General features: G+C 72.7%; 23 protein-coding genes and 1 pseudogene. 16 read left to right on the top strand and 8 right to left on the bottom strand.

Going from position 1 to position 25,468, the window contains the following annotated elements:
- Positions 1–5 precede the first annotated feature (5 nt).
- Positions 6–1,589, top strand: coding sequence for a sensor histidine kinase (locus tag ACH4VX_RS13955; RefSeq protein ID WP_398367633.1), 1,584 nt, complete (start codon positions 6–8; stop codon positions 1,587–1,589).
- Positions 1,586–2,245, top strand: coding sequence for a response regulator (locus tag ACH4VX_RS13950; RefSeq protein ID WP_398367632.1), 660 nt, complete (start codon positions 1,586–1,588; stop codon positions 2,243–2,245). Before ACH4VX_RS13955 ends, ACH4VX_RS13950 begins: the two co-directional genes overlap by 4 nt.
- 6 nt (positions 2,246–2,251) lie before the next feature.
- On the opposite strand, the gene ACH4VX_RS13945 is transcribed toward ACH4VX_RS13950, so the two are convergent.
- Complete coding sequence (locus ACH4VX_RS13945) at positions 2,252–2,905, bottom strand: phosphatase PAP2 family protein (RefSeq protein ID WP_398367631.1); 654 nt, start codon at positions 2,903–2,905, stop codon at positions 2,252–2,254.
- Between the two features lie 174 nt (positions 2,906–3,079).
- Here ACH4VX_RS13945 and ACH4VX_RS13940 point away from each other — a divergent pair, with 174 nt between their 5' ends.
- Positions 3,080–3,937, top strand: coding sequence for a hypothetical protein (locus tag ACH4VX_RS13940; protein ID WP_398367630.1), 858 nt, complete (start codon positions 3,080–3,082; stop codon positions 3,935–3,937).
- A gap of 149 nt (positions 3,938–4,086) precedes the next feature.
- Here ACH4VX_RS13940 and disA read toward each other — a convergent pair whose 3' ends face one another.
- Positions 4,087–5,211, bottom strand: a complete 1,125-nt coding sequence (gene disA, locus ACH4VX_RS13935; protein WP_398367629.1) for a DNA integrity scanning diadenylate cyclase DisA — start codon at positions 5,209–5,211, stop codon at positions 4,087–4,089.
- A gap of 81 nt (positions 5,212–5,292) precedes the next feature.
- Positions 5,293–6,702 carry a DNA repair protein RadA gene (gene radA / locus ACH4VX_RS13930; protein ID WP_398367628.1) on the bottom strand — a complete coding sequence of 470 codons (1,410 nt, stop codon included), beginning with the start codon at positions 6,700–6,702 and terminating at the stop codon, positions 5,293–5,295.
- A 263-nt stretch (positions 6,703–6,965) separates the two neighbouring features.
- On the opposite strand from radA, the gene ACH4VX_RS13925 reads away from it, so the two are divergent.
- A complete protein-coding gene (locus tag ACH4VX_RS13925) occupies positions 6,966–8,744 on the top strand; it encodes a hypothetical protein (protein ID WP_398367627.1) in 1,779 nt (592 codons plus the stop codon).
- Between the two features lie 189 nt (positions 8,745–8,933).
- Here ACH4VX_RS13925 and ACH4VX_RS13920 read toward each other — a convergent pair whose 3' ends face one another.
- On the bottom strand, positions 8,934–9,794 hold the full coding sequence (locus ACH4VX_RS13920; protein ID WP_398367626.1) for a hypothetical protein: 861 nt from the start codon (positions 9,792–9,794) through the stop codon (positions 8,934–8,936).
- A gap of 95 nt (positions 9,795–9,889) precedes the next feature.
- On the opposite strand from ACH4VX_RS13920, the gene ACH4VX_RS13915 reads away from it, so the two are divergent.
- From ACH4VX_RS13915 to ilvD, 4 genes are all read left to right on the top strand, one after another.
- The gene (locus ACH4VX_RS13915; RefSeq protein ID WP_398367625.1) at positions 9,890–10,822 is read left to right on the top strand and encodes a Ppx/GppA family phosphatase; all 933 of its coding nucleotides are present in this window, start codon (positions 9,890–9,892) and stop codon (positions 10,820–10,822) included.
- An 81-nt stretch (positions 10,823–10,903) separates the two neighbouring features.
- A complete protein-coding gene (locus tag ACH4VX_RS13910; protein ID WP_398367624.1) occupies positions 10,904–11,743 on the top strand; it encodes a sugar phosphate isomerase/epimerase family protein in 840 nt (279 codons plus the stop codon).
- A complete protein-coding gene (locus tag ACH4VX_RS13905) occupies positions 11,740–12,420 on the top strand; it encodes a TetR family transcriptional regulator (RefSeq protein ID WP_398367623.1) in 681 nt (226 codons plus the stop codon). Before ACH4VX_RS13910 ends, ACH4VX_RS13905 begins: the two co-directional genes overlap by 4 nt.
- A gap of 95 nt (positions 12,421–12,515) precedes the next feature.
- Positions 12,516–14,369 (top strand): dihydroxy-acid dehydratase, encoded by a 1,854-nt coding sequence (gene ilvD, locus ACH4VX_RS13900; RefSeq protein WP_398367622.1) that lies wholly within the window; start codon positions 12,516–12,518, stop codon positions 14,367–14,369.
- 13 nt (positions 14,370–14,382) lie between these two features.
- On the opposite strand, the gene ACH4VX_RS13895 is transcribed toward ilvD, so the two are convergent.
- Positions 14,383–16,503, bottom strand: coding sequence for a serine/threonine-protein kinase (locus ACH4VX_RS13895; protein ID WP_398367621.1), 2,121 nt, complete (start codon positions 16,501–16,503; stop codon positions 14,383–14,385).
- Positions 16,504–16,686: 183 nt separating this feature from the next.
- On the opposite strand from ACH4VX_RS13895, the gene ACH4VX_RS13890 reads away from it, so the two are divergent.
- Positions 16,687–17,013: an SH3 domain-containing protein gene (locus tag ACH4VX_RS13890; RefSeq protein WP_398367620.1), complete on the top strand. Its 327-nt coding sequence runs from the start codon at positions 16,687–16,689 to the stop codon at positions 17,011–17,013.
- A gap of 49 nt (positions 17,014–17,062) precedes the next feature.
- On the opposite strand, the gene ACH4VX_RS13885 is transcribed toward ACH4VX_RS13890, so the two are convergent.
- Positions 17,063–18,499 (bottom strand): MFS transporter, encoded by a 1,437-nt coding sequence (locus ACH4VX_RS13885; RefSeq protein WP_398367619.1) that lies wholly within the window; start codon positions 18,497–18,499, stop codon positions 17,063–17,065.
- A 63-nt stretch (positions 18,500–18,562) separates the two neighbouring features.
- On the opposite strand from ACH4VX_RS13885, the gene ACH4VX_RS13880 reads away from it, so the two are divergent.
- The 6 genes from ACH4VX_RS13880 to proC all read left to right on the top strand — a co-directional run bounded on the left by ACH4VX_RS13880 (position 18,563) and on the right by proC (position 22,965).
- Positions 18,563–18,757, top strand: coding sequence for a DUF397 domain-containing protein (locus ACH4VX_RS13880; protein WP_398367618.1), 195 nt, complete (start codon positions 18,563–18,565; stop codon positions 18,755–18,757).
- A gap of 127 nt (positions 18,758–18,884) precedes the next feature.
- On the top strand, positions 18,885–19,382 hold the full coding sequence (locus ACH4VX_RS13875) for an EamA/RhaT family transporter (RefSeq protein ID WP_398367617.1): 498 nt from the start codon (positions 18,885–18,887) through the stop codon (positions 19,380–19,382).
- 142 nt (positions 19,383–19,524) lie between these two features.
- On the top strand, positions 19,525–20,316 hold the full coding sequence (locus ACH4VX_RS13870) for a class I SAM-dependent methyltransferase (RefSeq protein ID WP_398367616.1): 792 nt from the start codon (positions 19,525–19,527) through the stop codon (positions 20,314–20,316).
- 33 nt (positions 20,317–20,349) lie between these two features.
- On the top strand, positions 20,350–21,168 hold the full coding sequence (locus ACH4VX_RS13865; RefSeq protein ID WP_398367615.1) for an ABC transporter ATP-binding protein: 819 nt from the start codon (positions 20,350–20,352) through the stop codon (positions 21,166–21,168).
- Positions 21,165–21,935 (top strand): ABC transporter permease, encoded by a 771-nt coding sequence (locus ACH4VX_RS13860; RefSeq protein ID WP_398367614.1) that lies wholly within the window; start codon positions 21,165–21,167, stop codon positions 21,933–21,935. Before ACH4VX_RS13865 ends, ACH4VX_RS13860 begins: the two co-directional genes overlap by 4 nt.
- 217 nt (positions 21,936–22,152) lie before the next feature.
- Positions 22,153–22,965: a pyrroline-5-carboxylate reductase gene (gene proC / locus ACH4VX_RS13855; RefSeq protein ID WP_398367613.1), complete on the top strand. Its 813-nt coding sequence runs from the start codon at positions 22,153–22,155 to the stop codon at positions 22,963–22,965.
- Between the two features lie 28 nt (positions 22,966–22,993).
- On the opposite strand, the gene ACH4VX_RS13850 is transcribed toward proC, so the two are convergent.
- Entirely contained in the window at positions 22,994–23,578 is a 585-nt protein-coding gene (locus ACH4VX_RS13850) for a cysteine hydrolase family protein (RefSeq protein WP_398367612.1), read from the bottom strand.
- Between the two features lie 20 nt (positions 23,579–23,598).
- On the opposite strand from ACH4VX_RS13850, the pseudogene ACH4VX_RS13845 reads away from it, so the two are divergent.
- A pseudogene (locus ACH4VX_RS13845) lies at positions 23,599–23,808 on the top strand (helix-turn-helix domain-containing protein); the annotation flags it as partial.
- On the opposite strand, the gene trpS reads toward ACH4VX_RS13845, so the two are convergent.
- Entirely contained in the window at positions 23,739–24,773 is a 1,035-nt protein-coding gene (trpS, locus tag ACH4VX_RS13840) for a tryptophan--tRNA ligase (RefSeq protein ID WP_398367611.1), read from the bottom strand. The pseudogene ACH4VX_RS13845 and the gene trpS overlap by 70 nt on opposite strands.
- Between the last annotated feature and the right edge of the window lie 695 nt (positions 24,774–25,468).

Raw genomic sequence — 25,468 nt, 5'->3', positions numbered from 1 at the left:
GGACCATGGAACGTGCCCGTCCCGCCGCGCTCGGCAAGGGCTGCCTGCTCTGGGCGGCCCTCGCCCTGCCGGCGGTCTGCGCCGACCGGCTCGGGCTGAACGAGCCGCGTCCGCTCCGGCAGCAGCTCGCCGGACTCGGCGTGCTCGCCGTCGCCACCGCCGTGGCCCGGCACCGGCCGACGGTCGCCCTCGGACTGGCGGCCGCACTGGGCCTCGCCGCCGCCCCGGCACTGTTCAGCCTCTCCTACGGCCCCGCCCTCGGCGTGTTCGCGCTGCTGCTCGGTCTGCGGACGCCCCGTACGGCCCCCGCGGCGCTGTGTTTCGCCGCCGTCGCCTGCGCCGGCACCGTGAGGATCGCGCTCGTGGGGCCCGATCCGGTACCCGAATGGCTGGTCCTGACCGGCAGCCTCCTCTTCCTCTGTGTCCTCCCCTGGCTCGGCGGGCGCTACTGGAGGCAGAGCCGCGCGCTCACCGCGGCGGGCTGGCTGCGGGCCGCCCGCCTGGAGGAGGAGCAGCGCCTGACCGAGGAACGCGCCCGGCTGCGCGAGCGGGCCAGGATCGCCCAGGACATGCACGACTCCCTGGGCCATGAGCTGAGCCTGATCGCCCTGCGCGCGGGCGCCCTCCAGGTCGCCCCCGACCTTCCCGGCCACCACCGGGCCGCCGCGGCCGACCTGCGTGCCGCGGCCGCCGACGCCACGGACCGGCTGCACCGGATCATCGGCGTCCTGCGGGAGGACGACGACGAGCCGCTGCCGCTCGCCCCGGCCGGCGAGAACGTCGAACAACTCGTCGCCCGCGCCGCCGAGTCCGGCCTGCCGGTGCGCTGGGAGGCCGGCGGGCGGGGCGCGGCCGTGGCACCCGGCGGGATCGCCGAGCGGCTGCTGCACCGGGTGACCAGGGAGGCGCTGACCAACGCGGCACGGCACGCACCGGGCGCGCCCGTCGTCGTGGCGGTGGCGGGGGACGACATACGAGGAGCGACCGTCACCATCTCCAACGGACGGCCGGCCGTGGAGAGTTCCCCGGCCCCCGGAGGCGGTTCGGGACTGCTCGGACTGCGCGCCGCCGTCACCGCGGTCGGCGGCACGTTCGAGGCGGGCCCGCACGCCGACGGGTTCCGCGTCCGGGCGTACGTCCCCGCGCGGGCGGCCACGGCGCCCGCGCCACCACGTCCCGCCTCCGCCCCCTTCACCCGCGCCCGCCGCCGCGTCGCCGCCGGTCTCGGTGCCGCCGCCTGCGCGGGCGTCGTCCTGGTCGGCGCGGCCTTCGGCTGGTACGCGTACACCGAGACGCGCTCGGTGCTGCCCCCGAGCGCGTACGCGAAGCTGCGTCCGGGCACGCCCTACGACGAGATCGCGCCCGTGCTGCCGGACCGCGAGGCCCACGACCCGCCCGTCGAACGCGCCGCCGCCCCGCCGACGGGCACCGACTGCCGCTACTACCGGGCGAGCGGCGAACTCCTGGTGTCCATCGACCACTTCCGGCTCTGCTTCGACGAGCGGGAATGGCTGGTCACCAAGGACGTCATCCCCGGTGTCGGCCTGCCCGACGAGGAACGCGAGCGATACGAGGAGTCCGTACGGTGATCCGGGTCCTGCTGGCCGACGACGAGGCGATGGTGCGCGCCGGGGTGCGCGCCATCCTGGCGAGCGGCGGTGAGAGCGAGGTCGTCGCCGAGGCGGGCGACGGACGCGAGGCGGTCGAACTGGCCCGGGCCCACCGTCCCCACGTGGCCCTGCTGGACATCCGCATGCCCCGGCTGGACGGCCTCACGGCGGCCGAGGAGATCGTACGGACCGTCCCCGGCACCGCCGTCGCCATGCTGACCACGTTCTCCGAACAGGCCTACGTCGCCCGCGCCCTGGCCGCCGGTGCCACCGGTTTCCTCCTCAAGTCGGGAGATCCCTACGAACTGATGGCGGGCGTACGGGCCGTCGCGGAGGGCGCCGCCTTCCTGTCCCCGAAGGTCGCCCGGTACGTCATCGAGGACCTCGGCAGGGGTGGTGGCCGGCTCGCACGCGAGGAGCACGCACGCGCCCGCGTGGCGGGTCTGAGCCCGCGCGAACGCGAGGTCCTCGGCCTGGTCGGGGCCGGACTGTCCAACCCGGAGATCGCCGCCCGGCTGCATCTCGTCGAGGGCACGGTGAAGGCGTACGTCAGCGCGGTCCTCGACCGGCTCGGCGTACGCAATCGCGTACAGGCGGCGATCGTCGCCCACGAGGCGGGCCTGGTGCCGGGCTGAACCCGCTCAGTGGCGCCGGTGCCTGGCGTACGGCGGCACCGCGCGGGCGACGGTTTCCGGTCCCGGCCCGGTGAGCCACCGCGCGGTGGACGCCGACGAGGCGCGCAGCGCCTCCGCGAGCCGTACCGCCGGACGCGTGCCCAGGCGTACGACGGTGAGGGCGACGGCCGTGCCGAGCAGCAGGCCCGCGGCCACGTCGTGCGGGTAGTGCACACCGACGAACACCCGGGAGAACGCCATGAGCAGGGCCAGCGGGACCGTCAGCCGGACGAGTGCGCGCCGGACCAGGACCAGCGCGAGGGCCGAGGCGCCCGCGATCGTGGCGTGGTTGCTCGGGAACGACCAGTCTCCGTGCGGCGGGCACTCCGCAAGCGACGGCGCGGCACCGGTGACCGCCCGGCACGGACGCTCCTCCGTCACAACGGACTTGAGCACCTCGCTGCACACGTACGCCACAGCCGTGGCCAGAGGTGCAAGGGCCGCGATCGCGAACGCCCGGGTGCTCGCGTGCCGAGCCCGCCACCAGCCGGCCACGAACAGCGCGACGAACACCAGCAGTCCGGCCTCCGTCCCGATCTCGGCCGTGTGCCGCACCCACGCGGGGGCGTCGTGCGCGTGGTCGGTGATGTCGCGGTAGAGCCCGCTGTCCACGAAGTCCATGGTCACGGACGGTAGGCGAGGCGCCGATACGGTCACACCCCGCGATCGTCGGGTGCCGTCCCTGACGAAAGACAGGGGTGGGGGGCCGGTTACCGGGATGATGATCCGGAAAAGTTGGGTTCGGAGCGGCGGGTGGGACAAGCGAACGCGCCGATCTCTCGTACAGTTTGCGCCGTGGGATCTCTGCGCAATCCGGTCGGGCCGCTTCCCTCCACCATCTACTGGCGTCGGAGGGCCGTACTGCTGTCCGTGCTGGCCTTGTTGGCGTTGTTGACCACCTGGATCGTCGTCTCCGGCGGCGGGGGTGGCAGCGACCGCGACAACGGGGCCAACGGCAAGAATCCCGCGCCCTCCATCACTCCGGGACCGTCGGGTTCGGGACCGGCGATCAGTCAGGCGCCGGGCGGCCGCGACGAGTCGGGGGACGGCGGTTCCGACGGCTCCGGTGGGTCCGGTGGCTCGTCGTCCGGGTCCGGTGACGACGGGGCCAACGGTGATCCCGCGGACTCCGGCGGCGCCGGGGGATCGGGCGGCGGTACCGGGGGCAGCGCGGGCGGTGGTTCCGAGGGCGGTACGTCGGCGGGGGTCGGCGCGGGTGACGCGTTGCCGGCAGGATCGGGGTCCTCGTTGCCCAACTGCACGGCGAACGCGGTGAAGTTCAGTCTGCGCAGCTCCCACAACGCCTACGAGCCGGGACGGACGCCCACGTTCCTGCTCACCGCGCGGAACATCTCCGGTGGCGACTGCAAGGTCGATCTCGGGCCGGACAACGCGGTGTTGACGATCACTCCGGCGAGTGGCGACGACGCTTACTGGGCGTCGGACGACTGTCCGAAGGGGGCGCGGAGCCTGGTGTTCCGGGTGCCGGCGGAGGACAGCATCACCTACACCGTGAAGTGGGACCGCAGGGCGAGTGCGCCGGAGTGCGCGACGCCGAAGGCCGGTGCGGCCGGTGCGGGCACCTACCTGGTGGAGGCGAAGGCACCGGGATTCGAGAAGGTGCGGACGTCGTTCGTACTGAAGGCGGACTAGCCGTAACTGCGGGCAAGTCGTGCCTCCCCGGTGCCTCAAGAGCCTGGGAGGTGCCCCCGGGCGGCACGGGTGGGCTGGGGGTACCCCCTCCGGGGGAGGCACCCCGCAAGCGCGGGTGAGCGAACCCGCCCCCGGTCCGCAGCCACGCGCTAGACGTACCGCTCGAGGATCGAGCTCTCCGCCAACCGCGACAGACCCTCGCGCACGCTCCGCGCCCGCGCCTCGCCGACCCCGTCCACCGTCTGCAGATCGTCCACGCTGGCGGCGAGCAGCTTCTGCAGCCCTCCGAAGTGCTCCACCAGCCGGTCGATGATCGCCCCCGGCAGCCGCGGCACCTTGGCCAGCAGCCGGAACCCGCGCGGGGACACCGCCGAGTCCAGCGTCTCGGGCGAGCCGGTGTAACCCAGCGCACGGGCCACCGTCGGCAGCTCCAGCAGCTCCGCGTGCGTGAGCACGTTCAGCTCGTGCAGCGCCTCGTCGACCGTGCGGGAGCGCTTGGCGGTGGGCTCGGGCACGTAGTCCCGCACGACCAGTTCACGCTCCGGCTCCACGCCCGCGATCAACTCGTCCAGCTGAAGGGCGAGGAGACGGCCGTCGGTGCCCAGTTCGACCACGTATTCGGCGATTTCGGTGGCGATGCGGCGCACCATCTCCAGCCGCTGCGCGACCGCCGAGACGTCCCGGACGGTCACCAGGTCCTCGATCTCCAGCGCCGACAGCGTGCCGGCGACCTCGTCGAGGCGGAGCTTGTAGCGCTCCAGGGTGGCCAGCGCCTGGTTGGCGCGGGACAGGATCGCCGCCGAGTCCTCCAGGACCCGGCGGTGGCCGTCGACGTACAACGCGATCAGGCGCATCGACTGGGAGACGGAGACGACCGGGAAGCCGACCTGCTTGGAGACGCGGTCGGCGGTGCGGTGCCGGGTGCCGGTCTCCTCGGTGGGGATGTTCGGGTCCGGCACCAGCTGGACGCCCGCCCGCAGGATCTTGGACAGGTCGGACGAGAGCACGATGCCGCCGTCCAGCTTGCACAGCTCACGCAGCCGGGTCGCGGTGAACTCGACGTCCAGCACGAAGCCGCCGCTGCACAGCGTCTCGACGGTCTTGTCGAAACCGAGCACGATGAGCCCGCCGGTGTTGCCGCGGAGTACGCGCTCCAGGCCGTCACGCAGGGCGGTGCCGGGTGCCACGGCGCTCAGCGAGGCGCGCATCAGGCCATCGGAACCGGCACTCCCACCGGACTTTCCGGGAGCTGCTGCCCGGTCGTTGGCTGCCACTGCACTCCTCCGGTCGCAGGTTCTGGGGCACCGTCGTTTCGCACACTCGGTTCGTACGGACGGGCGAGACCTGGGCAAAGTCTACCGGCGGTCCTCCGTCTCCCGTGGGGCCTCTCGCCGACGGGAGCGCGGAAGGACCCGCAGGGCGTCTCCCATGTCCGCCACTTCCAGCACCTTCATGCCCGGCGGGACCTTGCCCGGATCGCTCGGCACCAGGGCGTGCGTGAAGCCCAGACGGTGCGCCTCGGCGAGCCTGCGCTGGACGCCCGTGACCCGCCTCACCTCGCCTGCCAGGCCGACCTCGCCGATCGCGACCAGGTTCTTCGGCAGGGGGGTGTCGCTCGCCGCCGACGCCAGCGCCAGCGCGACGGCCAGATCCGCGGCCGGTTCCGAGAGCTTCACCCCGCCCACCGTCGCGGAGTAGATGTCCCTTTTGCCCAAGGCGGTGATCCGGCCGCGCTGTTCCAGCACCGCCAGCATCATCGACACGCGTGAGGTCTCCAGGCCGGACGTGGTGCGCCGGGGCGAGGGGATCTGCGAGTCGACCGTGAGCGCCTGCACTTCGGCGACCAGGGGGCGGCGGCCCTCCAGGGTGACGGTCAGACAGGTCCCTGGGACCGGTTCGGCACGGCGGGTCAGGAAAAGTCCGCTGGGGTCCGCGAGGCCCGTGATGCCCTCGTCGTGCAGCTCGAAGCAGCCGACCTCGTCCGTCGTGCCGTAACGGTTCTTGACGCCGCGCACCAGGCGCAGGCGCGCGTGCCGGTCGCCCTCGAAGTGCAGGACGACGTCCACCAGGTGCTCCAGCAGGCGCGGCCCGGCGATCGCGCCGTCCTTGGTGACATGGCCCACGAGGAGCGTGGACATCCCGCGCTCCTTGGAGGCCCGGATCAGCGCGCCGGCCACCTCGCGGACCTGGGCCATGCCGCCCGGGGCGCCGTCGATCTCGGGGGATGCCACCGTCTGCACCGAGTCCATGATCAGCAGGGACGGCTTCACCGCGTCCAAGTGGCCGAGCACGGCGGACAGATCCGTCTCGGCGGCGAGATACAGGTGGTCGTCGATGGCGTGGATGCGGTCGGCACGCAGCCGGACCTGGCTCGCCGACTCCTCCCCGGTGACGTACAGCGTGCGGTGCTCGTCGCTCGCCGCCTTGGCCGCCACGTCCAGCAGCAGCGTGGACTTGCCCACACCCGGCTCACCCGCGACCAGCACCACCGCGCCGGGCACAAGGCCGCCGCCGAGCACCCGGTCCAGCTCGGGCACGCCGGTGGAACGGGCGGTGGCCTGGCGGCCGTCGACCTGGCCGATGGGCAGGGCGGAGGTGGTGACCCGGCCGGGCGCCGTCGTACGGACCGCGGGCGTGCCGTACTCCTCGATCGTCCCCCAGGCCTGGCACTCGGGGCAGCGGCCGAGCCACTTGGCCGTCTGCCAGCCGCACTCGGTGCAGCGGTAGGACGGTCGGTCCTTGGACGTCTTGGTACGGGCAGCCATGCGGAAAAGGTAACGGCACGCACTGACAACGGGACCGCCGCACCCCGGTCTGTCGCACGGGGCCGGGCGCGTCCAGCCGGCCCGGCACTCGAGGACGGGGCCGTGCGGGCCGGAGCGGGCCCTGGGCGGCGGCCCCGGGGGAGAGGGCAGCTCACAGGCCGGTGAAAGGTTCCTGTCCCCTATAGAGGGATCGTTTCACCCGTACGGATTAAAAGTGCGCAGGGCGCCGGAAGGCGCCGCCCCGGGCCGCCTACGGTCGCCGGATGACGAGCAGCGGCCCGGAGACCTCGACCCGCACGACCGGAGCACACCGGACGCACCGGGAAGTGCGCGACCGCGGGGCCGCGCGCACGCTGGCCCAGCGGCCGGCCACCCGGTACGAGTCCCATCTGGACGGCCTGTTCACCTACTGCCTGTCCGTGCTGTGCGACCACGACGCGGCGACCGCCGCCCTGGCCGACGCCCTCGTGCTCGCGGAACGCCGCGTCCGGCACGTCCCCGACGAGCTCGGGAGCCGCAGGGCCTGGCTGTACGCCCTGGCCCGCTGGGCGTGTCTGCGCGAGCTGGCCGAGGCCGGGCGGAAACGTCGGGCCACCCACTCCGTGGGCCGCGCCGGCCGGCGGCGGGCGGCCGGGAAAGCCCCCGTCCCGGCCGTCTCCGAGGACGTCCAGGAGCAGCGCCGCCGCGAACTGGCCGAGCTGGCCTGGCCGGAGGCCGCCGGCACCGCGCCCGAGCAGCGCGAGGCGCTCGAACTCGCCGTACGCCACCACCTCGCCGCCCACGAGGTCGCCGCCGTGCTCGGCATGCAGCCGGCCGCCGCGCGTGCGCTGCTCGCCGCCGCGGCCTGCGAGGTGGAACGCACCCGCGCGGCGCTCGCCGTCGTCGAGACCGGTGCCTGCCCGGGGGTGGCGCACCTCACCGGCGACCGGCGGCTCGTGCTCAGCGCGGCCCTGCGCCGGGAGCTCGTCCGGCACGTCGACGACTGCCCGCGCTGCCGCCGTACCGCCGAGCGGGCCGTTCCCGGCCGCTGGCCCGGCACCAGCCTCACACCGGACGCGCTGCCCGTCCTCCCGGCACCCGGAGCGGCCCTGCACGCCGCCATGGCGCACCGGCCACGCACGCGCGGCGCCGCTCCCCGCTTCGACCGGCGCGGCTTCCCGATGGACCCCAAGGACCGCGTCGCCCGGCGGGACCGGCTGCGCGCGCGTGCCGTCACGACGACGGTCGTCGCCACCGTCGTCGCCGCGCCGGTGCTCGCCCTGTGGGCCGCCTACCGGAGCACCCCCGTGGGCGAGGCCCAGGACGGCCGCTCGGCCTCCGCGCGGGAGGACGGCGGTCCCCTCGACCTCGACGGCGAGGGAGCGGGCGGCTACGAGAACACCGGCAACACGAGCACACGGCCCGGAACCGGGTTCGGCGGGAACGGTGAGCCGGACGTGTCCGTGGAGGTCGTGAGCGTCGCCGGAGCCGGGCACAAGGCCGCCGGCGCGTTGGGCGTCACGGCCGACCACAGCGGCGACACCACGCTGATCACCCTGACCGCGAAGGGTGCCGGACCGGTCCGCTGGTCCGTGTCGACGGGAGCGTCCTGGCTCTATCCGAGCCGGTCGTCGGGAACGCTCGCGCCCGGAGAGTCGGTGACGGTCAGGGTGTACGTCGACCAGCTGCGCGAGCCGTCCGGCCACTGGAGCGCGACCGTGGCGATCTCGCCCGCCGGTTCCGTCGTGACCATCGACGGTCACGGTCCCGTCCCCTCGGCCCCGGGCGGCGGCTCGCCCTCCGGCCACCCCGGCGGCCCGGGCACCGCGCACCCCGGTGCGCCGAGCGGCCCGCCTCCGTCGTCGCCCGGACCGGAGCCGACGCCCACGACACCGGCGCCCCCGCAGCCCACGCCGAGCGACCCGCCGTCCTCACCCGGCCCGGACCCCACGACGGGCGGCCCGACCCCCACCGGCCCGACCCCCTCCGGACCGGTGCCGACCGGCCCCGAGGACGCGCCGCCCGCCGACGGGGGAGCCCCGGGCCCGGTCACGTCCTCCTAGGCCCTGTCGTCACACTCCCACCTGCCCCGCGACGCCGTGCACGCCCTCTCGCCGCAGTGGGCCCCGACCCGGGTACGCCCGGTACGAGGACCGGGGCCCGGCACGCCGGGGGCACGCACCCGGCATCGCAGCGCCCGCCCTCCGGGCGGGCGGACGGACGGCGGGAATTCGACGACAGGACCCGGGGCGTCAGACGGGGTCCGCCGGATGCGGGGCCAGCAGGGGCAGCCGGGAGGCCAGCCGTTCCTCGCACAGCTCGACCAGACGGTCGTAGCCCGCCTTGCCCATCAGCTCGGTCAGCTCCGCGCGGTAGGAGACGTACACCGGGTCCCCGGCGCCGTGCGCCGAGGTGGCCGAGGTGCACCACCAGTGCAGGTCGTGGCCGCCGGGGCCCCAGCCCCGGCGGTCGTACTCACCGATCGACACCTGCAGCACGCGCGTGTCGTCGGGCCGGTCGATCCACTCGTAGGTCCGCCGGACGGGCAGCTGCCAGCACACGTCCGGCTTGGTCTCCAGCGGCTCCCGGCCCTCCTTCAGGGCGAGGATGTGCAGCGAGCAGCCCATGCCGCCCGCGAAGCCGGGCCGGTTCTGGAAGATGCACGAGCCCTGGAACGGACGGGTCTGACGGTCGCCGTCCTCGTCCTCCGAGACCCAGCCGTTCCTCGTGCCCTCCGCGTGGTGCTGCCAGATGTCCGGAGTGAGCCTCGCCACATGCCCGGCGACCCGCTTCTCGTCGTCCTCGTCCGAGAAGTGGGCGCCCAGGGTGCAGCAGCCGTCCTCCGCGCGGCCCGCCTGGATGCCCTCGCAGCCGCTGCCGAAGATGCAGTTCCAGCGAGAGGTCAGCCACGTCAGATCGCAGCGGAAGACCTGTTCCTCGTCCGCCGGATCAGGGAACTCCACCCACGCGCGGGCGAAGTCGAGTCCCTTCTCGTCGCCCACCGGCGCCCGCGGCGCTGTCACCCGCGAAGAACCCTCGGCCGACCCGGCCTTCTTGTCCTTCTTGGCCTTCTTGTCCGGCTTTTCGGTCTTCGCCTTTTTCGTCTTTGGCACCCGTCCAGGGTAAGTCGCCCACGCCGCCCGCCGGGACCGGCTCGGCCACCGCAGAAGGGGCATCACACCGTGCGGCGGGCAGTAGCGTTCCGTACATGAGACTCGGTGTCCTCGACGTGGGTTCGAACACGGTGCATCTGCTGGTGGTGGACGCGCACCCCGGCGCGCGCCCGCTGCCCGCGCACTCGCACAAGGTCGAACTGCGCCTCGCCCAACTCCTCGACGACAACGGGGCCGTCGGCCCCGACGGGGTCGACAGGCTGGTCTCGGTCGTCCACGACGCGCTCCGGGCCGCCGAGGACAAGGGCGTCGAGGAACTGCTGCCGTTCGCGACCTCCGCGGTGCGCGACGCGTACAACGCCGACGACGTGCTCACGCGCGTGCGCGAGGAGACCGGGGTCGAGCTGCAGGTGCTCAGCGGCGACGAGGAGGCCCGGCTCACCTTCCTCGCCGCCCGCCGCTGGTTCGGCTGGTCGGCCGGGAAGCTGCTCGTCATCGACATCGGCGGCGGCTCCCTGGAGATCGCCTACGGCATGGACGAGGAGCCCGACGCCACGGCGTCCCTGCCGCTCGGCGCCGGCCGCCTCACCGCCGCCCGGCTGCCCGGTGACCCGCCCGGGCCGGACGGCGTACGCGCGCTGCGCCGTCATGTCCGCACCGAGATAGCCCGCACGGTCGGGGAGTTCAGCCGCTTCGGCGCGCCCGACCACGTGGTGGCCACCTCCAAGACCTTCAAGCAGCTCGCCCGTATCGCCGGCGCCCCCGGCTCCGCCGAGGGCCTCTACGTCCAGCGCGAGCTGAAGCGGGAGTCCCTGGAGGGCTGGGTGCCCAGGCTCGCCGCCATGACCGCCGCCGAGCGCGCCGAACTGCCCGGCGTCTCCGAGGCCCGCGCGGGCCAGCTGGTCGCCGGGGCCCTGGTCGCGGAGGGTGCCATGGACCTGTTCGGCGTGGAACGCCTGGAGATCTGCCCCTGGGCCCTGCGGGAGGGTGTGATCCTCCGCAGACTGGATCACATGGGCCAGGGGTAGCGGCCCTCCGCCTATGGCAAACGCCACAACGGCGAGCGGGCACCCCGCACCCACCCGACCCCACCCCGTAACCTGAGGCTCGTGGCAGAACCAAGGGACGTAGTCCGCATCCCGGATGCGAAGGTCGCCCTGTCGACGGCCTCCGTCTACCCGGAGTCGACGGCGACGGCCTTCGAGATCGCCGCGCGCCTCGGGTACGACGGCGTCGAGGTGATGGTGTGGACCGATCCGGTCAGCCAGGACATCGAGGCCCTGCGCAGACTCAGCGACTACCACCGCATCCCCGTCCTGGCCGTCCACGCGCCCTGCCTGCTCATCACGCAGCGCGTGTGGTCCACCGACCCCTGGACCAAGCTCCAGCGGGCCCGGGCCGCCGCCGAGAAGCTCGGCGCCGGCACGGTCGTCGTCCATCCCCCCTTCCGCTGGCAGCGGCAGTACGCCCGCGACTTCGTGGAGGGCGTCTGGCGGATGGCCGGCGAGACGGACGTGCGGTTCGCCGTGGAGAACATGTACCCCTGGCGCTACCGCGACCGCGAGATGCTCGCGTACGCCCCCGACTGGGACGTCACCAAAGAGGACTACCGCCACTTCACGATCGACCTCAGCCACGCCTCGACCGCCCGCACCGACACCCTGCAGATGATCGACCGCATGGGCGACCGTCTCGGCCACGTCCACCTCGCCGACGGCCGGGGCTCCGCCAAGGACGAGCACCTGGTGCCCGGCCGCGGCGACCAGCCCTGCGCCGAGGTGCTGGAGGGCCTCGCGTCGAGCGGCTTCGACGGCCATGTCGTCATCGAGGTCAACACCCGCCGGGCCATGTCGAGCGCGGAGCGCGAGGCCGACCTGGCCGAGGCGCTGGCGTTCACCCGCCGGCATCTGTCCTCCGCCGCCTCCGCGATCGAGGTGCCGCGGCGATGACCGGCCGCACCGCGAGCGACGGCCCGGACGCCTCAGCCGCCTCGGCCGCTTCCGATGCCGCCGCCTCCGCGCGGAGCAACGGCACCGCTCGGCGCCGCGGCCGTCCCTCTCGTACGGAATCGGCCGGCACCCGGGACCGCATCCTCGACGCGGCCCGCGCGGAGTTCTCCGAACGCGGATTCGAGAAGACATCCGTCCGGGGCATCGCCAAGTCGGCCGGGGTCGACTCCGCGCTGGTGCACCACTACTTCGGCACCAAGGAGCAGGTGTTCGAAGCCGCCGTGGAGGTCGCCTTCGCGCCGGTGCTCACCGCGCGGGACACGGTTCTCGACGGACCGCTCGACGAGGTGGGCGAACGGATGACACGGATGATCATCGGACTCTGGGAGAGCCCGGTCACCCGGGCCCCGCTGCTCGCGATCGTCCGCTCCGCCGTGAACAACGAGATCGCGGCCGGTGTCTTCCGCCGTCTGATCGCCAGCCAGCTGCTGCGCCGGATCGCCGGACAGCTCGACGTCCCGGACGCGGAGCTGCGCGCCGAACTCGCCGCCGCCCAGCTGGTCGGCGTCGCGATGATCCGGTACGTGATCAAGGTGGAGCCGCTGGCCTCGGCGGACGCCGAGCAGATCATCGGCCGGGTGGCACCGGTCGTGCAGGGACATCTCACCGGGCGCTGAGACATTCGTCCCGCATTCCGGACACCCTGTCCCGCTCCCTGGATGACCGGCGTACGCTCGACGACAGTCATGACTCTCCGAAGGAGCGAGCGACGATGCCCGAGCTGAGGTCCCGCACAGTCACCCACGGCCGCAATATGGCGGGCGCCCGCGCCCTTATGCGTGCCTCCGGTGTACCCGGTGCGGACATCGGCCGCAAGCCGATCATCGCGGTCGCCAACAGTTTCACGGAGTTCGTCCCCGGCCACACCCACCTCGCCCCGGTCGGCCGGATCGTCAGCGAGGCGGTGACCGCGGCCGGCGGCATCCCGCGCGAGTTCAACACCATCGCCGTCGACGACGGCATCGCGATGGGCCACGGCGGCATGCTCTACTCCCTGCCCTCCCGCGACCTGATCGCGGACAGCGTGGAGTACATGGTCGAGGCGCACCGCGCGGACGCCCTGATCTGCATCTCCAACTGCGACAAGATCACCCCGGGCATGCTCAACGCGGCCCTGCGGCTGAACATCCCCACGGTCTTCGTCTCCGGCGGCCCGATGGAGTCCGGCCGCGCCACCCTGGTCGACGGCACCGTCCGCACGCTGGACCTGGTCGACGCGATGTCGGAGGCGGTCAACGACAAGATCTCCGACGCGGACATCCTCCGGATCGAGGAGAACGCCTGCCCCACCTGCGGCTCCTGTTCCGGCATGTTCACCGCCAACTCGATGAACTGCCTGACCGAGGCCATCGGCCTCTCCCTCCCCGGCAACGGCTCGGTCCTGGCCACCCACACCGCCCGCAAGGCGCTCTACGAGAACGCCGCGCACACGGTGATGGACCTGACCCGCCGCTACTACGAGCAGGACGACGACTCGGTCCTGCCCCGCAGCATCGCCACCCCCGCGGCCTTCGAGAACGCCATGGCCCTCGACATCGCGATGGGCGGCTCCACCAACACGATCCTGCACCTGCTGGCCGCCGCCCAGGAGGGCGAGGTCCCCTTCGGCCTCACCGAGATGGACGCCCTCTCGCGCCGCGTCCCCTGCCTGGCCAAGGTCGCGCCCAACGTCGCCAAGGACCGCACGTACTACATGGAGGACGTGCACCGCGCGGGAGGCATCCCCGCCCTCCTCGGCGAGCTGCACCGCGCGGGCCTGCTCAACGAGGACGTCCACTCCGTCCACAGTCCGTCGCTGGCCGACTGGCTCAAGACCTGGGACGTGCGCGGCGGCTCCCCCTCGCAGGAGGCCGTCGAGCTGTGGCACGCGGCCCCCGGCTGCGTCCGCTCCGCGGAGGCCTTCTCCCAGTCCGAGCGCTGGGACTCCCTGGACGAGGACGCCGAGGGCGGCTGCATCCGCTCCGCCGAGCACGCCTACTCCAAGGACGGCGGCCTCGCGGTGCTGCGCGGCAACCTCGCCGTGGACGGCTGCGTGGTGAAGACGGCCGGCGTCGACGAGTCGATCTGGACCTTCGAGGGCCCGGCGGTCGTCTGCGAGTCGCAGGAGGAGGCCGTCGAGAAGATCCTCACCCAGCAGGTCAAGGAGGGCGACGTCGTCGTCATCCGCTACGAGGGCCCCAAGGGCGGCCCCGGCATGCAGGAGATGCTCTACCCGACCTCGTACCTGAAGGGCCGCGGCCTCGGAAAGGCCTGTGCCCTGATCACCGACGGCCGCTTCTCCGGCGGCACGTCCGGCCTGTCCATCGGCCACGCCTCCCCGGAGGCGGCCTCGGGCGGCACCATCGCCCTGGTCGAGGACGGCGACCGCATCCGCGTCGACATCCCGAACCGCTCGATCGACCTCCTGGTCGACGAGGCCGAGCTGACCCGTCGCGAGCAGGCCCTGAACGGCCGGTACGCCCCGAAGAGCCGCGACCGCAAGGTCTCCGCCGCCCTGAAGGCGTACGCGGCGATGGCCACCAGCGCGGACAAGGGCGCGGTGCGGGACGTCAGCAAGCTGGGCTGACCGCCCGGCGGGGTCACCAGTCGGCCGGGTCCCGCCCCGTCACCCCGAACACGGTCCCGTCGGGCGCGCCGGCGTAGACGTGGCCGCCCGCGGGCACGGGCACGGGCAGCGAGGCGGGGACCCGGTCGGAGTCGGCGCCGAGCCGCGGCCGGGTCTGCCCGAGGAGCTTCCCCTCGCGGGCGTCGACGCCCAGCAGCCGCCCGTCGGGAGCGGTGACGTACACGTGCCGTCCGTCGGAGACGGGCACCGAGCCCCGGCTCACGCCCGTCTCCAGCCGCCACCGCTGCTTCCCCGCCGCCATGTCGACGGCCACCAGCGAACCGCCCGCGCCCATGAGGTACACGGTGTCCCCGTGCACGCCGGCCTCCGCCTGCGCGACCGGCACGGGCAGCGTCACCCGGCGGGTGGCCCCGGTGCCGGGCGTGTAGCGGAGCACGGCCTTCGCGTCCCCGTAGACGGCGCCGTCGGCGAGGAGGTACACGGCCCCGTCCGCCGCCCCCACGGGCGTCAGCGCCCCCTCCAGCTCGGCGTCCCACCGCACGTCCCCCGTCGCCGGATCCACCGCGGTGACCCGGGTCCTGCTCCCGTCCCCGGACGGACTCGTCGCGTACGCCGACTGCTCCCCCTGCTCCTCCGTCTCCCCGGCGAACGAGGAGAAGTACGGCACGGCCTGCCCCGGGATCCGGTGGGACCACCTGGTCTCGCCCGAGGCGCTGTCCACGCCCGTGACCGTCCCGTCGGAGCGGGTCAGCAGGAGCATGTCGCCGACCGCCCGCACTCCGTCGTACTCGGGCGTGTCCTCCTGCCACACCGGCTTGCCCGTGGCGGGGGCGAGCGCCTCCATAGCACCGATCCGGTCGAGGGAGGGCTGGACGAGGCCGCCCGACACGACCGGCGGTTCGCTCCGCGTCGTCCCCGCGACGTCGTGCCGCCACAGTGTGCGGCCGTCGGCCGGATCGAGGGCGAAGACCAGGCCGGGCCGCGCACACAGCAGCTTCTCCGCCCCGTACGAGCACTGGGGCATGCCGCCACCCTCCGAGGCGGGCACCGCCTCCCACACGCCGAAGCCGCCCGGCACGCTCTGTGCGGCCGTGGTCTCCCGCGCCGGTTCCGTGCCGCCGAACACCTGAACCGCCGTGAGCCCACCGAGCACGGCGAGGCAGAGCACCCCGGCAACCAGAACCGTCCGCCTGCCGAGGCGCCGCGCGGGCCGCTCCTCGGGTGCGTCCACCAAGGGCTCCGGCGCGGCCTCCTCCCGTGCTTCGGGCGTCCGCGGCGCCGGTACGAACACCTGCGTGTCGTACGCCGCCGACACCGACCGCAGCTCCCGCATCAGCTCGTCCGGCGTGGGCCGGCCGTCGGGCTCCTTGGCGAGACACCGCAGCACCAGCGGCGCGAGCGACTCCGGTACGCCGGTCAGATCGGGTTCGTCGTGCACGACCTGGTAGGCGACGACGTACGGGCTGTCGGAGTCGAACGGACCACGCCCCGTCGCCGCGTGCACCATGAGCGACCCGAGCGCGAACACGTCGGCCGCGGGGCCCACCTCCCGGGGCCGCCGGAACTGCTCGGGCGCCATGAACGGCGGCGTACCGATCAGCTTCCCCGTCTCGGTGCGCAGTTCGCTGTCCTTCGGCCGGGAGATGCCGAAGTCGATGACCTTCGGTCCGTCCTCGGCGAGCAGCACGTTGCTGGGCTTCAGATCCCGGTGCACGACTCCGACGCGGTGGATGTCGCGCAGCGCCTCCGCGAGTCCGGCCATCAGCCGACGTGCCTGGTCCGGGTCCATGGGCCCGTTCCGCTTCACCTGCTCGGAGAGCGTCGGACCGGGGATGTACAGGGTGGCCATCCAGGGCCGCACGCCCTCCGGATCGGCGTCGACGACCGGCGCGGTGAAAGCCCCGCTCACCCGCCGCGCCGCGGCCACCTCCTGCCGGAACCGCCCTCTGAACTCGGGGTCCATGGCGTATCGGGCGTGTACGACCTTCACCGCGACCCGCATCCCGGAGGTGCCGCGGGCCAGATGCACGACACCCATGCCACCCGAGCCCAGACAGGACTCCAGACGGTAGTGACCGGCGTACTCCGGAAGTTCCGCTTCCGCGCCCGCTCCGGCGTTCCGCTGCGGCGCCATGGAACCACCCCCGTGCTGTTCGTTCGCGCGCGCGACGTTCGGAGCCTAGTCGATGGCGCGTACGGGACCGAGGCGGCTTGCCCGCCTCCGCGTACGAGTCACGAACTGGTGTTTCGTTACGTGTTCCAAGGGAATCAACGTGGCCCCACGACAGTCGTGGGGTGCAACGGGGGAGGTTTTTCCATGTCTGTCGACCGGACCCAGGACATCGCGGACGGGGACGAGAAGGCGACCGCGGAGGTCGTCACCACAGTGGCCGCGGCCGCGAGCTCCTACCCGGTGGCGCCGGGCTACCAGCTGAACGTGCGCAGCGGTCCCGGCACCGACTATTCGGTCGTACGGGTCCTGTCCGAGGGCGCCAGGGTCGCGATCAACTGCCAGACGCCGGGCACCTGGGTATCAGGCCCGTACGGCACCTCGAACATCTGGGACAACATCGCCGGCGGCCAGTACGTCTCCGACGCGTACATCCGCACCGGCAGCGACGGGTACGTGGCTTCCCGCTGCTAGTGACGCCCCTCCGCCGGCAAGGCGCCGGCGGAGGGAGTCCGGCACGGGCTCACCGGTCGGCGTCCCCGGCCGCGGCCCTGGGGAGCGCGAGCATCACCAGGGCCGCCACGACGTGGAGCACCGCGGAGACGACGAGGACGACGCCGAGCGCGTGACCGTAGTCGGCCAGGCCCGGCGCGCCGGTCGCCGACTCGGTGACGGCGGTGAAGAAGACCGTGCCCAGAACAGCGATGCCGATGGCGGAGCCGATCTGGTTGACGGTGGAGAGCACACCGCCCGCAGCGCCCGCGTTGCGTCCGGGGACGCCGGCGAGGACGACGCCGACGAGAACGGGGGCGGCAAGGCCGAGACCCAGGCCGCCGAGGAGAAGGGCGAGGGCGAGCGACCAGTAGCCGGGATCGTCGCCGTCCCTGACGACCGTCCACAGGACCGACTGGGACGCGGCGATGGTGAGTGAGCCGGTGATCAGCAACGCTCTTCCGGCCTTGGCGGCGAGAGCGACTCCGAGCCCTGAGGTGACGATCGAGCCGAACGCGTAAGGCAGGATCACCAGGCCTGTCTCCCACGCGGTGCGGCCGGTGCCCGCCTGGAGGTAGACCGACAGCGTGAGGAAGAACGCCCCGAGGCCGCCGAAGAAGAGCACGGACGCGCCCAGGCCGATCGCGAAGGCGCGGATGCGGAGCAGAGCCGGATCGAAGACGGGCTCGCCCCCGCGTCCGGTCAGACGGCGCTCGTGGACGAGGAAGAGCGCCAGCACGACGATCCCGGCGGCGAGGAGGGCGTAACCGGCCGTGCTCCATCCCCAGGTCTCGGTCTGGATGACCGGCAACAGCAGGAGCAGGACGCCCGAGGCCGCGAGCAGCGCGCCCCGGAGGTCCAGCCGCGCGGTCGAGGCGGAGCGGGACTCCGGCAGGACCTTCGCGCCGAGGACGAGCGCCAGGACCGAGACGGGCACGTTGATCCAGAAGATCGTGCGCCACCCCAGTCCGAACAGGTCGGCATCGACGAGCAGCCCGCCCAACAGCGGCCCCGCGACCGACGCGAGACCCTGGACGGCCCCGTAGGCGCCGAACGCCTTGGCACGCTCGCCGGGAGCGAACGAGGCCCGGATGATCCCGAACACCTGCGGGACCATGATCCCCGCGGCCAGTCCCTGCACGGCGCGCATACCGATGAGCACTCCCGGACCGGCGGCCAGCGCGCAGAGCGCGGAGGTGAGCATGAACCCGCCCAGCCCGGTCATGAACAGGCGCTTGCGGCCGTACTGGTCACCGAGCCGCCCGCCGGTGATCAGGCCCGCGCCCAGCGCCAGGACGTAGGCGGCGATCATCCACTGGATCTGAGCAGTGCCGGCCCCCAGGTCCCGGGCGATCGCCGGGGCCGCGACGGTGACGATCGGCGCGTCGAGGAGGTCCAGGAAGGAACCGAAGAGCACCACCAGGAGTGCCGCGCTCGCGCCCGCACCGGAGACGAGCGATGGAATCATCCGGACCCAGGCTCTCACTCCGGGGGAGTCCATGGCCTTCGTCGAGGAGCTGTTGGGAGAACTGTGAAGGGCGCAACGGAACTGACGTGGGTCAAGAGCACCTACAGCAGCGGTGAGGGTGGCCAGTGCGTCGAGGTGGCCGCCTCCTCCCACACGGTCCGTGTGAGGGACTCCAAGGATGTCGCCCGCCCCGGGCTGGCCGTCGGCCGGAACGCCTGGGGGATGTTCGTCGGGTACGCCGTCGAAGAGATCCGCTGAGCCGACGCCGTACGCCCGTGCCCTGGGGCCTCGTCCGGAGCCGCGGGGCACGGGCGCACGAGCGGTGGCGGGGGCCCGGCGGGGAGGGGGATCCGCGTTCACCCGGGAGAGGGGACACAATCGACCCGTGAGCGCAGCAGAGAACGACACGAACGGCACCCCCGCCGGCCCCCGGCCCGAGCCCATCCGCTTCTTCGGCACGACCTGGGTCGACCACTCCGGCGGCTACACCGCCCGCCGCCTCGGCGTCGCCGTCGGCTCCCTCGCCGCCGCTGCCGCCGCCTGCTTCGTCCTGCGCATCGCCTACGACGGCCTCCGGATCGCCGACGTCGGCAGCTTCGTCTCGCTGCTCATGGTCGTGATGTTCGCGATCTGCAGCTCGCTCGCCTTCCGCCACACCTGGTCCGCCTTCACCACCCGCCCCGACCCCGACCGCCAGGCCTCCCTGCGCGGCCTGCTGGCCATCGGCTTCGTCGGCTCCCTCCTCGCCTACTTCTTCCGCACCTTCACCGAGGCCCCGGGCGAGAAGCTCCACCGCGCCGAGTACGACAAGGCCCGAGCGGACTACGAGAAGCGCACCACCCGCCGCACCGACAACCCGTCGAAGAAGCGCCGCCGCCGCTAGCGCCTGCGCGGCGGCCCCGACGACCGCCCGCCGCGCCGCAGGCCCGGGCGGCCGGCTCCGGTGGCTGCCCGCCGGGACGCCCCCGACGACCGCCCGCCCCGAAAACCCCCGCGTGTCAGAGCCGCCCGGCCACCATGGCCGTATGACGACACCCAGAGCCGACCGGACCACTCACGCCACCCGAGCCCACTCCTTCAACGCGGCCGCCGCCCGGTACGCCGCCAACCGCCCCTCCTACCCGCCCGCCCTCTTCGACGCGATCGAGGAGCTGACCGGCCGCCCCCTCGCCGGTTCCCGGGTCGTGGACGTCGGCGCCGGTACGGGCATGGCGACCGCCCGCCTGCACGCGCGCGGCGCCCACGTGATCGCCGTCGAGCCCGGTGACGGCATGGCGGCCGAGTTCCGCCGCACCCTCCCCGACGTGCCGGTCGTCCGGGGCGACGGCAACGCCCTTCCCCTCGCCGACCACCGCGCCGACCTCCTCACCTGCGCCCAGGCCTGGCACTGGACCGACCCCGCCCGCGCCGTTCCGGAGGCGGTACGGGTCCTGCGGCCGGGCGGCGCACTCGCCCTGTGGTGGAACACCGACGCGCTCGACGTTCCCTGGATCGCCGAGGAAGCCGAACGCACCGCGCGTCACTTCGGCGTGAACCTCGCCGCCGAGCGGCGCGACACCAACGCCCGCGCCGCCGACCCCACCGGCCTCCTGCACTTCACCCACCGGGAGATCCGCTGGAGCCGCCGCGTCCCGATCGACACCCACCTGGCCAACCTCGCCAGCCACTCGGTCCTCCTCGTCGACGGCGAACGCGCCGCCGCCTTCCTCGCCGAGCAGCGCGAGCACCTCACCGCCGCCTTCCCGGACGGCACCGTCGAGGAGACCTACGACGTCATCCTGCTCCTCGCGAAAACACCCCCGTCTCCGACGGCTTGACGCCGCCCGCGACCCGGGAGGAGTATTCATCACGTGATGAATTACTCCTCCCGGCCACCGGGGGAACCGGCCGTCCACGCCCAGGACCTCACCGTCGTCCGAGGCCCCCGCACCGTCCTGCGCGACCTCGACTTCACGATCCCGCGCGGTCGGATCACCGGCCTCCTCGGCCCCTCCGGCTGCGGCAAGTCGACCCTGATGCGGGCCGTCGTCGGCACTCAGGCCAAGGTCACCGGTACCCTGGACGTCCTCGGCAGCCCCGCCGGCCACCCCACCCTGCGCACCCGCATCGGCTACGTCACCCAGGCGCCCTCGGTCTACGACGACCTGACCGTCCGCCAGAACCTCGATTACTTCGCCGCGATCCTCGACCCCGGCCGCGCAGCCGCCGACCGCCGCCGCGAGAACGTCACCCGCGCGATCGCCGACGTCGACCTCACCACCCACGCCGACGCCCTCGCCGGCAACCTCTCCGGCGGCCAGCGCAGCCGCGTCTCCCTCGCCGTGGCCCTCCTCGGCGCCCCCGAACTCCTGGTCCTCGACGAACCCACCGTCGGCCTCGATCCTGTCCTGCGCCGTGACCTGTGGCAGCTCTTCCACACCCTCGCCACCGAACGCGGCGTCACCCTGCTGATCTCCTCCCACGTCATGGACGAGGCCGAGCGCTGCCACCGCCTCCTGCTCATGCGCGCGGGCGAGATCCTCGCCGGGGGCACCTCCCGGCCGGAGGCTGGGGGAGACACCCCCGACGCCCTGCGCGCCCGCACCGGCTCCGACACCGTCGAGGCGGCCTTCCTCCACCTGGTCGACGAGGCGACCGCGGCAGGCCGTACGAAGGAGACGACCCGATGAGCACGATCACCCCCGCCCCGCCGCGCGCCCTCGACGCCGCCCGCACCACCGCCACCGCCGCCCGGGTCCTGCGCCAGCTCCGCCACGACCCGCGCACGATCGCACTGATGGTCCTCGTCCCCTGCGTGATGCTGTTCCTGCTCCGCTACGTCTTCGACGGCAGCGCGCGCACCTTCGACAACATCGGCGCGTCACTCCTCGGGATCTTCCCGCTGATCACGATGTTCCTGGTCACCTCGATCGCCACCCTGCGCGAACGCACCTCCGGCACCCTCGAACGTCTCCTCGCCATGCCTCTCGGCAAGGGCGACCTCATCGCCGGCTACGCCCTCGCCTTCGGCATCCTCGCGATCATCCAGTCCGCCCTCGCCACGGGCCTCGCCGTCTGGGTCCTCGGCCTCGACGTCACCGGCAGCCCCTGGCTGCTCCTGCTGATCGCCCTGCTGGACGCACTCCTCGGCACCGCCCTCGGCCTCTTCGTCTCGGCCTTCGCGGCCTCCGAGTTCCAGGCGGTCCAGTTCATGCCGGCGGTGATCTTCCCCCAGCTCCTCCTCTGCGGCCTCTTCGCCCCACGCGACACCATGCACCCGGCCTTGGAGGCCCTCTCGAACGTCCTCCCCATGTCCTACGCCGTCGACGGCATGAACGAGGTCCTGAAGCACCCCGACATGACGCCGGCCTTCGTCCGCGACACCGCGATCGTCGCGGGCTGCGCGCTGCTGGTCCTGACCTTGGGCGCGGCCACCTTGAAACGCCGGACGGCATGAACCAGCCCGTCCGGCGTTCGAGGACGAGACCCGTTCGGGGCCGATGGGGGTCCGGGGGCGCAGCCCCCAGGGACGGGGCGGGAAAGGGCGGCGGGGGCGAAAAACCCTCGACAGCCACCCACCGCCGACATTCCGCCCACTGGACGCCCCGCCCCACCCCGCCCCCGGGATGCGAGGATGACGAGGGACGACCCACCCCCGAAGGGCACCAACAGCCATGACCCAGAAAGTCGCAGTCCTCGGCACCGGCAAGATCGGCGAAGCCCTGCTCAGCGGAGTGATCCGCGCCGGCTGGGCCCCCACCGACCTCCTCGTCACCGCCCGCCGCCAGGAGCGAGCCGACGAACTCCGCACCCGCTACGGAGTCACCCCGGTCTCCAACCAGGAAGCCGCCAAGACCGCCGACACCCTGATCCTCACGGTCAAACCGCAGGACATGGGCACCCTCCTCGACGAGCTCGCCCCCCACGTCCCCGCCGACCGCCTGATCATCAGCGGCGCCGCCGGCATCCCCACCGCCTTCTTCGAGGACCGCCTCGCCACCGGCACCCCGGTCGTCCGCGTCATGACCAACACCCCCGCCCTCGTCGACGAGGCCATGTCGGTCATCTCCGCCGGAAGCCACGCCACCGCCGACCACCTCGCCCACGCCGAGGAGATCTTCGGCGCCGTCGGCAAGACCCTCCGCGTCCCCGAGTCCCAGCAGGACGCCTGCACCGCCCTCTCCGGCTCCGGCCCGGCGTACTTCTTCTACCTGGTCGAAGCCATGACCGACGCCGGCATCCTGCTCGGTCTGCCCCGCGACAAGGCCCACGACCTGATCGTCCAGTCCGCGATCGGTGCCGCGACGATGCTCCGCGACAGCGGCGAACACCCGGTCAAGCTCCGCGAGAACGTCACGTCCCCCGCCGGCACCACCATCAACGCCATCCGCGAACTCGAGAACCACGGCGTACGAGCCGCCCTCATCGCCGCCCTCGAAGCGGCCCGCGACCGCAGCCGCGAACTCGCGAGCGGCACCAAGGACTGACGACCGAAGTGAGTCCCCGCACGGGGACTCACTTCGCGGCGGTCAGGACGTCCCCCGTCGTCACCACCGCCGCGAACCCACCCCCGTGCAGCGACACGGCCGACGCACGCGCCAGTTCGTCCGCGCTCCGTCGCCAGCCGAAGGGCCCCTCCAGGCCGAAGGTGTACGTCGCGTCGAACGCGACCACGACCTCGTACCCGAGGTTCCCGCCCATCCGCGCCGTCGTCTCGACGCACATGTTCGTCTGGATCCCGGCCAGCACGACCTGCGAGATCCCCGCCTCCCGGAGCCAGGCCCCCAGGTCCGGCGTCCCGAGGAACGCCGAGTTCACACTCTTGGTGACCAGCAGCTCGGCCCCGCTCCCCTTCCCCCGCCGCCGCTCCACGTACTCCTTGAACCCATTGCCCTCGTACCCGGTCCGCAACGGCGACCCGGGCTTGGCCGAGTCGTGCCGCACGAAGACGACCGGCCGACCGGTCGACTGCCATACGTCGATGAGGGCGGCGATGTTGTCGTCCGCCGCCGGGTTGTTGCGCGTTCCCCAGAAGTCGGCCTCCCCGAAGCCCTTCTGCACGTCCACGACCACCAGTGCTGCGTTCTGCGTGATGTCCATGTACACGATCGTGCCGCCCGGACCAGCGCATCGCCGCGGCCCAGCGCCTCCTCGAACGCACCGACCTCCCCATGCCCGAGGTCGCCCGCCGCGCGGGCTTCGGCAGCGAGGTCACGATGCGCCAGCACTTCGCATCGCGCCTCGCCACCAGCCCCCGCGCCTACCGGGCCGCGTTCAGCACGGGTGCCCCGGTGTCGGAGCTCGCCGGCAGCAAACCGATCGCCCTATAAGCGGAATCCACGGTCGGTCGAGCCATGCCCCGCGCCCGCTCCGCACCATCCCGCAGCACCCCCTCCACATAGCCAGGATCCGCGCACAACTCCTTGTGCCTCTCCTGCACGGGCCTCAAGACCTCGACCACCGCCTCCGCGGTGTCCCTCTTCAGATCCCCGTACGACTCATATACACCGGCCAACGCCTCCGGGTTCCCATCCGAACACGCGGCGAGAATCTCCAGCAGATTCGCCACCCCCGGCCGAGACTCCCTGTCGTACACGACCTCCCGCCCGCTGTCGGTCACCGCACGCATGACCTTCTTCCGCGCCACGTCCGGCTCGTCCAGCAGATAGACGATCCCCGGCCCGGTGTCGTCGCTCTTGCCCATCTTCGACATCGGGTCCTGCAGATTCATCACCCGCGCCGCCACCGACGGATTCGTCGCCCGCGGCACCACGAACGTGTGCCCGTACCGCTGGTTGAACCGCACCGCGAGATCCCGCGCCAGCTCCACGTGCTGCGTCTGGTCGTGCCCGACCGGCACCTCGTCCGTCCCGTACGCCAGGATGTCGGCCGCCATCAGCACCGGATACGTCAGCAGCGACAGCCGCACGCTCCCACCCCGCCGCTGCTCCCGCGCGGCCTTCTCCTTGTACTGGATCATCCGCCGCATCTCACCGTCCGTGGCCACGCACTCCAGCAGATACGACAGCCGCGCGTGCTCGTCCACGTGGCTCTGCACGAACACCGTGCACAGCGCGGGGTCCAGCCCGGCCGCCAGCAGCAACGTCGCCGCCTGCCGGCTCAGCCTGCGCACCCGCGCGGGATCGTGGTGCACGGTCAGCGCGTGCAGATCGACGACGCAGAACAGCGCGTCCGCCTGGTGCTGGTCGACCGCGGCCCACTGCCGCATGGCTCCCAGGTAGTTCCCCAGCGTCAGGTGCCCGGTCGGCTTGATCCCACTGAAGACCCGTGTCATCTCTTCTCTTCTCCGTCTCCGGTCCGAGACCGCCGTCCCCGGCCGGCCGCCCCTCGGAGTCCTGGAGGGAGAAACGAAAACGGCCGCCGAGGCGGCGGCCGTTGAATGCATACGTAGAGGGCGGCCGCCGTCAGGCGGCCCACCAGAACTGGCTGTACGTACGCGTGGTCATACGGACCAGAGTACGTCCCGGGGGCGGGACGGGGCAGCGGGTTGACACGACCCGGCCGCATCCGTACTGTTCTCCGAGTTGTCCGACGTGAGCGCCGACTCCGGTCGGTCCCCGGACAGCCATTCCGCAAGCACCACCACTGTTCGAGACAGTAGTCTGTCTGCTGTCACGTCCTTGGTATGCGTATTCGCGAAATGAGGAATCCGCACCCGAAAGGGAGCAGGACCCCGATTAGGTCGGGGGCCGGGAATCCGCTAAAGTCTCACTCGTCGGAACGGCCCAACGGCCGGGAAGACAACCCGCTCTGACCGGGAATCAGGACCGAAAGGATCTGATAGAGTCGGAACCGCCGGAAAGGGAAACGCGAAAGCGGGAACCCGGAAAGCGCCGAGGAAATCGGGTCGGAAAGATCTGATAGAGTCGGAAAAGCAAGACCGAAGGGAAGCGCCCGGAGGAAAGCCCGAGAGGGTGAGTACGAAGGAAGCGTCCGTTCCTTGAGAACTCAACAGCGTGCCAAAAGTCA

The organism is Streptomyces sp. NPDC020731 (genome assembly GCF_044334705.1).
In the GTDB taxonomy this organism is placed as follows: Bacteria; Actinomycetota; Actinomycetes; order Streptomycetales; family Streptomycetaceae; genus Streptomyces.
Note: the sequence above shows the minus strand (reverse complement) of the source record. Positions and strands in the feature narration are given on the sequence as shown.

Coding starts and splice junctions, on each gene's coding strand:
- ilvD (WP_398367622.1), top strand. CDS start 12,516: ATGCCCGAGCTGAGGTCCCGCACAGTCACCCACGGCCGCAATATGGCG.
- ACH4VX_RS13850 (WP_398367612.1), bottom strand. CDS start 23,578: ATGGACATCACGCAGAACGCAGCACTGGTGGTCGTGGACGTGCAGAAG.
- ACH4VX_RS13925 (WP_398367627.1), top strand. CDS start 6,966: ATGACGAGCAGCGGCCCGGAGACCTCGACCCGCACGACCGGAGCACAC.
- ACH4VX_RS13905 (WP_398367623.1), top strand. CDS start 11,740: ATGACCGGCCGCACCGCGAGCGACGGCCCGGACGCCTCAGCCGCCTCG.
- ACH4VX_RS13955 (WP_398367633.1), top strand. CDS start 6: ATGGAACGTGCCCGTCCCGCCGCGCTCGGCAAGGGCTGCCTGCTCTGG.
- ACH4VX_RS13945 (WP_398367631.1), bottom strand. CDS start 2,905: ATGGACTTCGTGGACAGCGGGCTCTACCGCGACATCACCGACCACGCG.
- trpS (WP_398367611.1), bottom strand. CDS start 24,773: ATGACACGGGTCTTCAGTGGGATCAAGCCGACCGGGCACCTGACGCTG.
- ACH4VX_RS13860 (WP_398367614.1), top strand. CDS start 21,165: ATGAGCACGATCACCCCCGCCCCGCCGCGCGCCCTCGACGCCGCCCGC.
- radA (WP_398367628.1), bottom strand. CDS start 6,702: ATGGCTGCCCGTACCAAGACGTCCAAGGACCGACCGTCCTACCGCTGC.
- ACH4VX_RS13885 (WP_398367619.1), bottom strand. CDS start 18,499: ATGATTCCATCGCTCGTCTCCGGTGCGGGCGCGAGCGCGGCACTCCTG.
- ACH4VX_RS13895 (WP_398367621.1), bottom strand. CDS start 16,503: ATGGCGCCGCAGCGGAACGCCGGAGCGGGCGCGGAAGCGGAACTTCCG.
- ACH4VX_RS13890 (WP_398367620.1), top strand. CDS start 16,687: ATGTCTGTCGACCGGACCCAGGACATCGCGGACGGGGACGAGAAGGCG.
- ACH4VX_RS13870 (WP_398367616.1), top strand. CDS start 19,525: ATGACGACACCCAGAGCCGACCGGACCACTCACGCCACCCGAGCCCAC.
- ACH4VX_RS13915 (WP_398367625.1), top strand. CDS start 9,890: ATGAGACTCGGTGTCCTCGACGTGGGTTCGAACACGGTGCATCTGCTG.
- proC (WP_398367613.1), top strand. CDS start 22,153: ATGACCCAGAAAGTCGCAGTCCTCGGCACCGGCAAGATCGGCGAAGCC.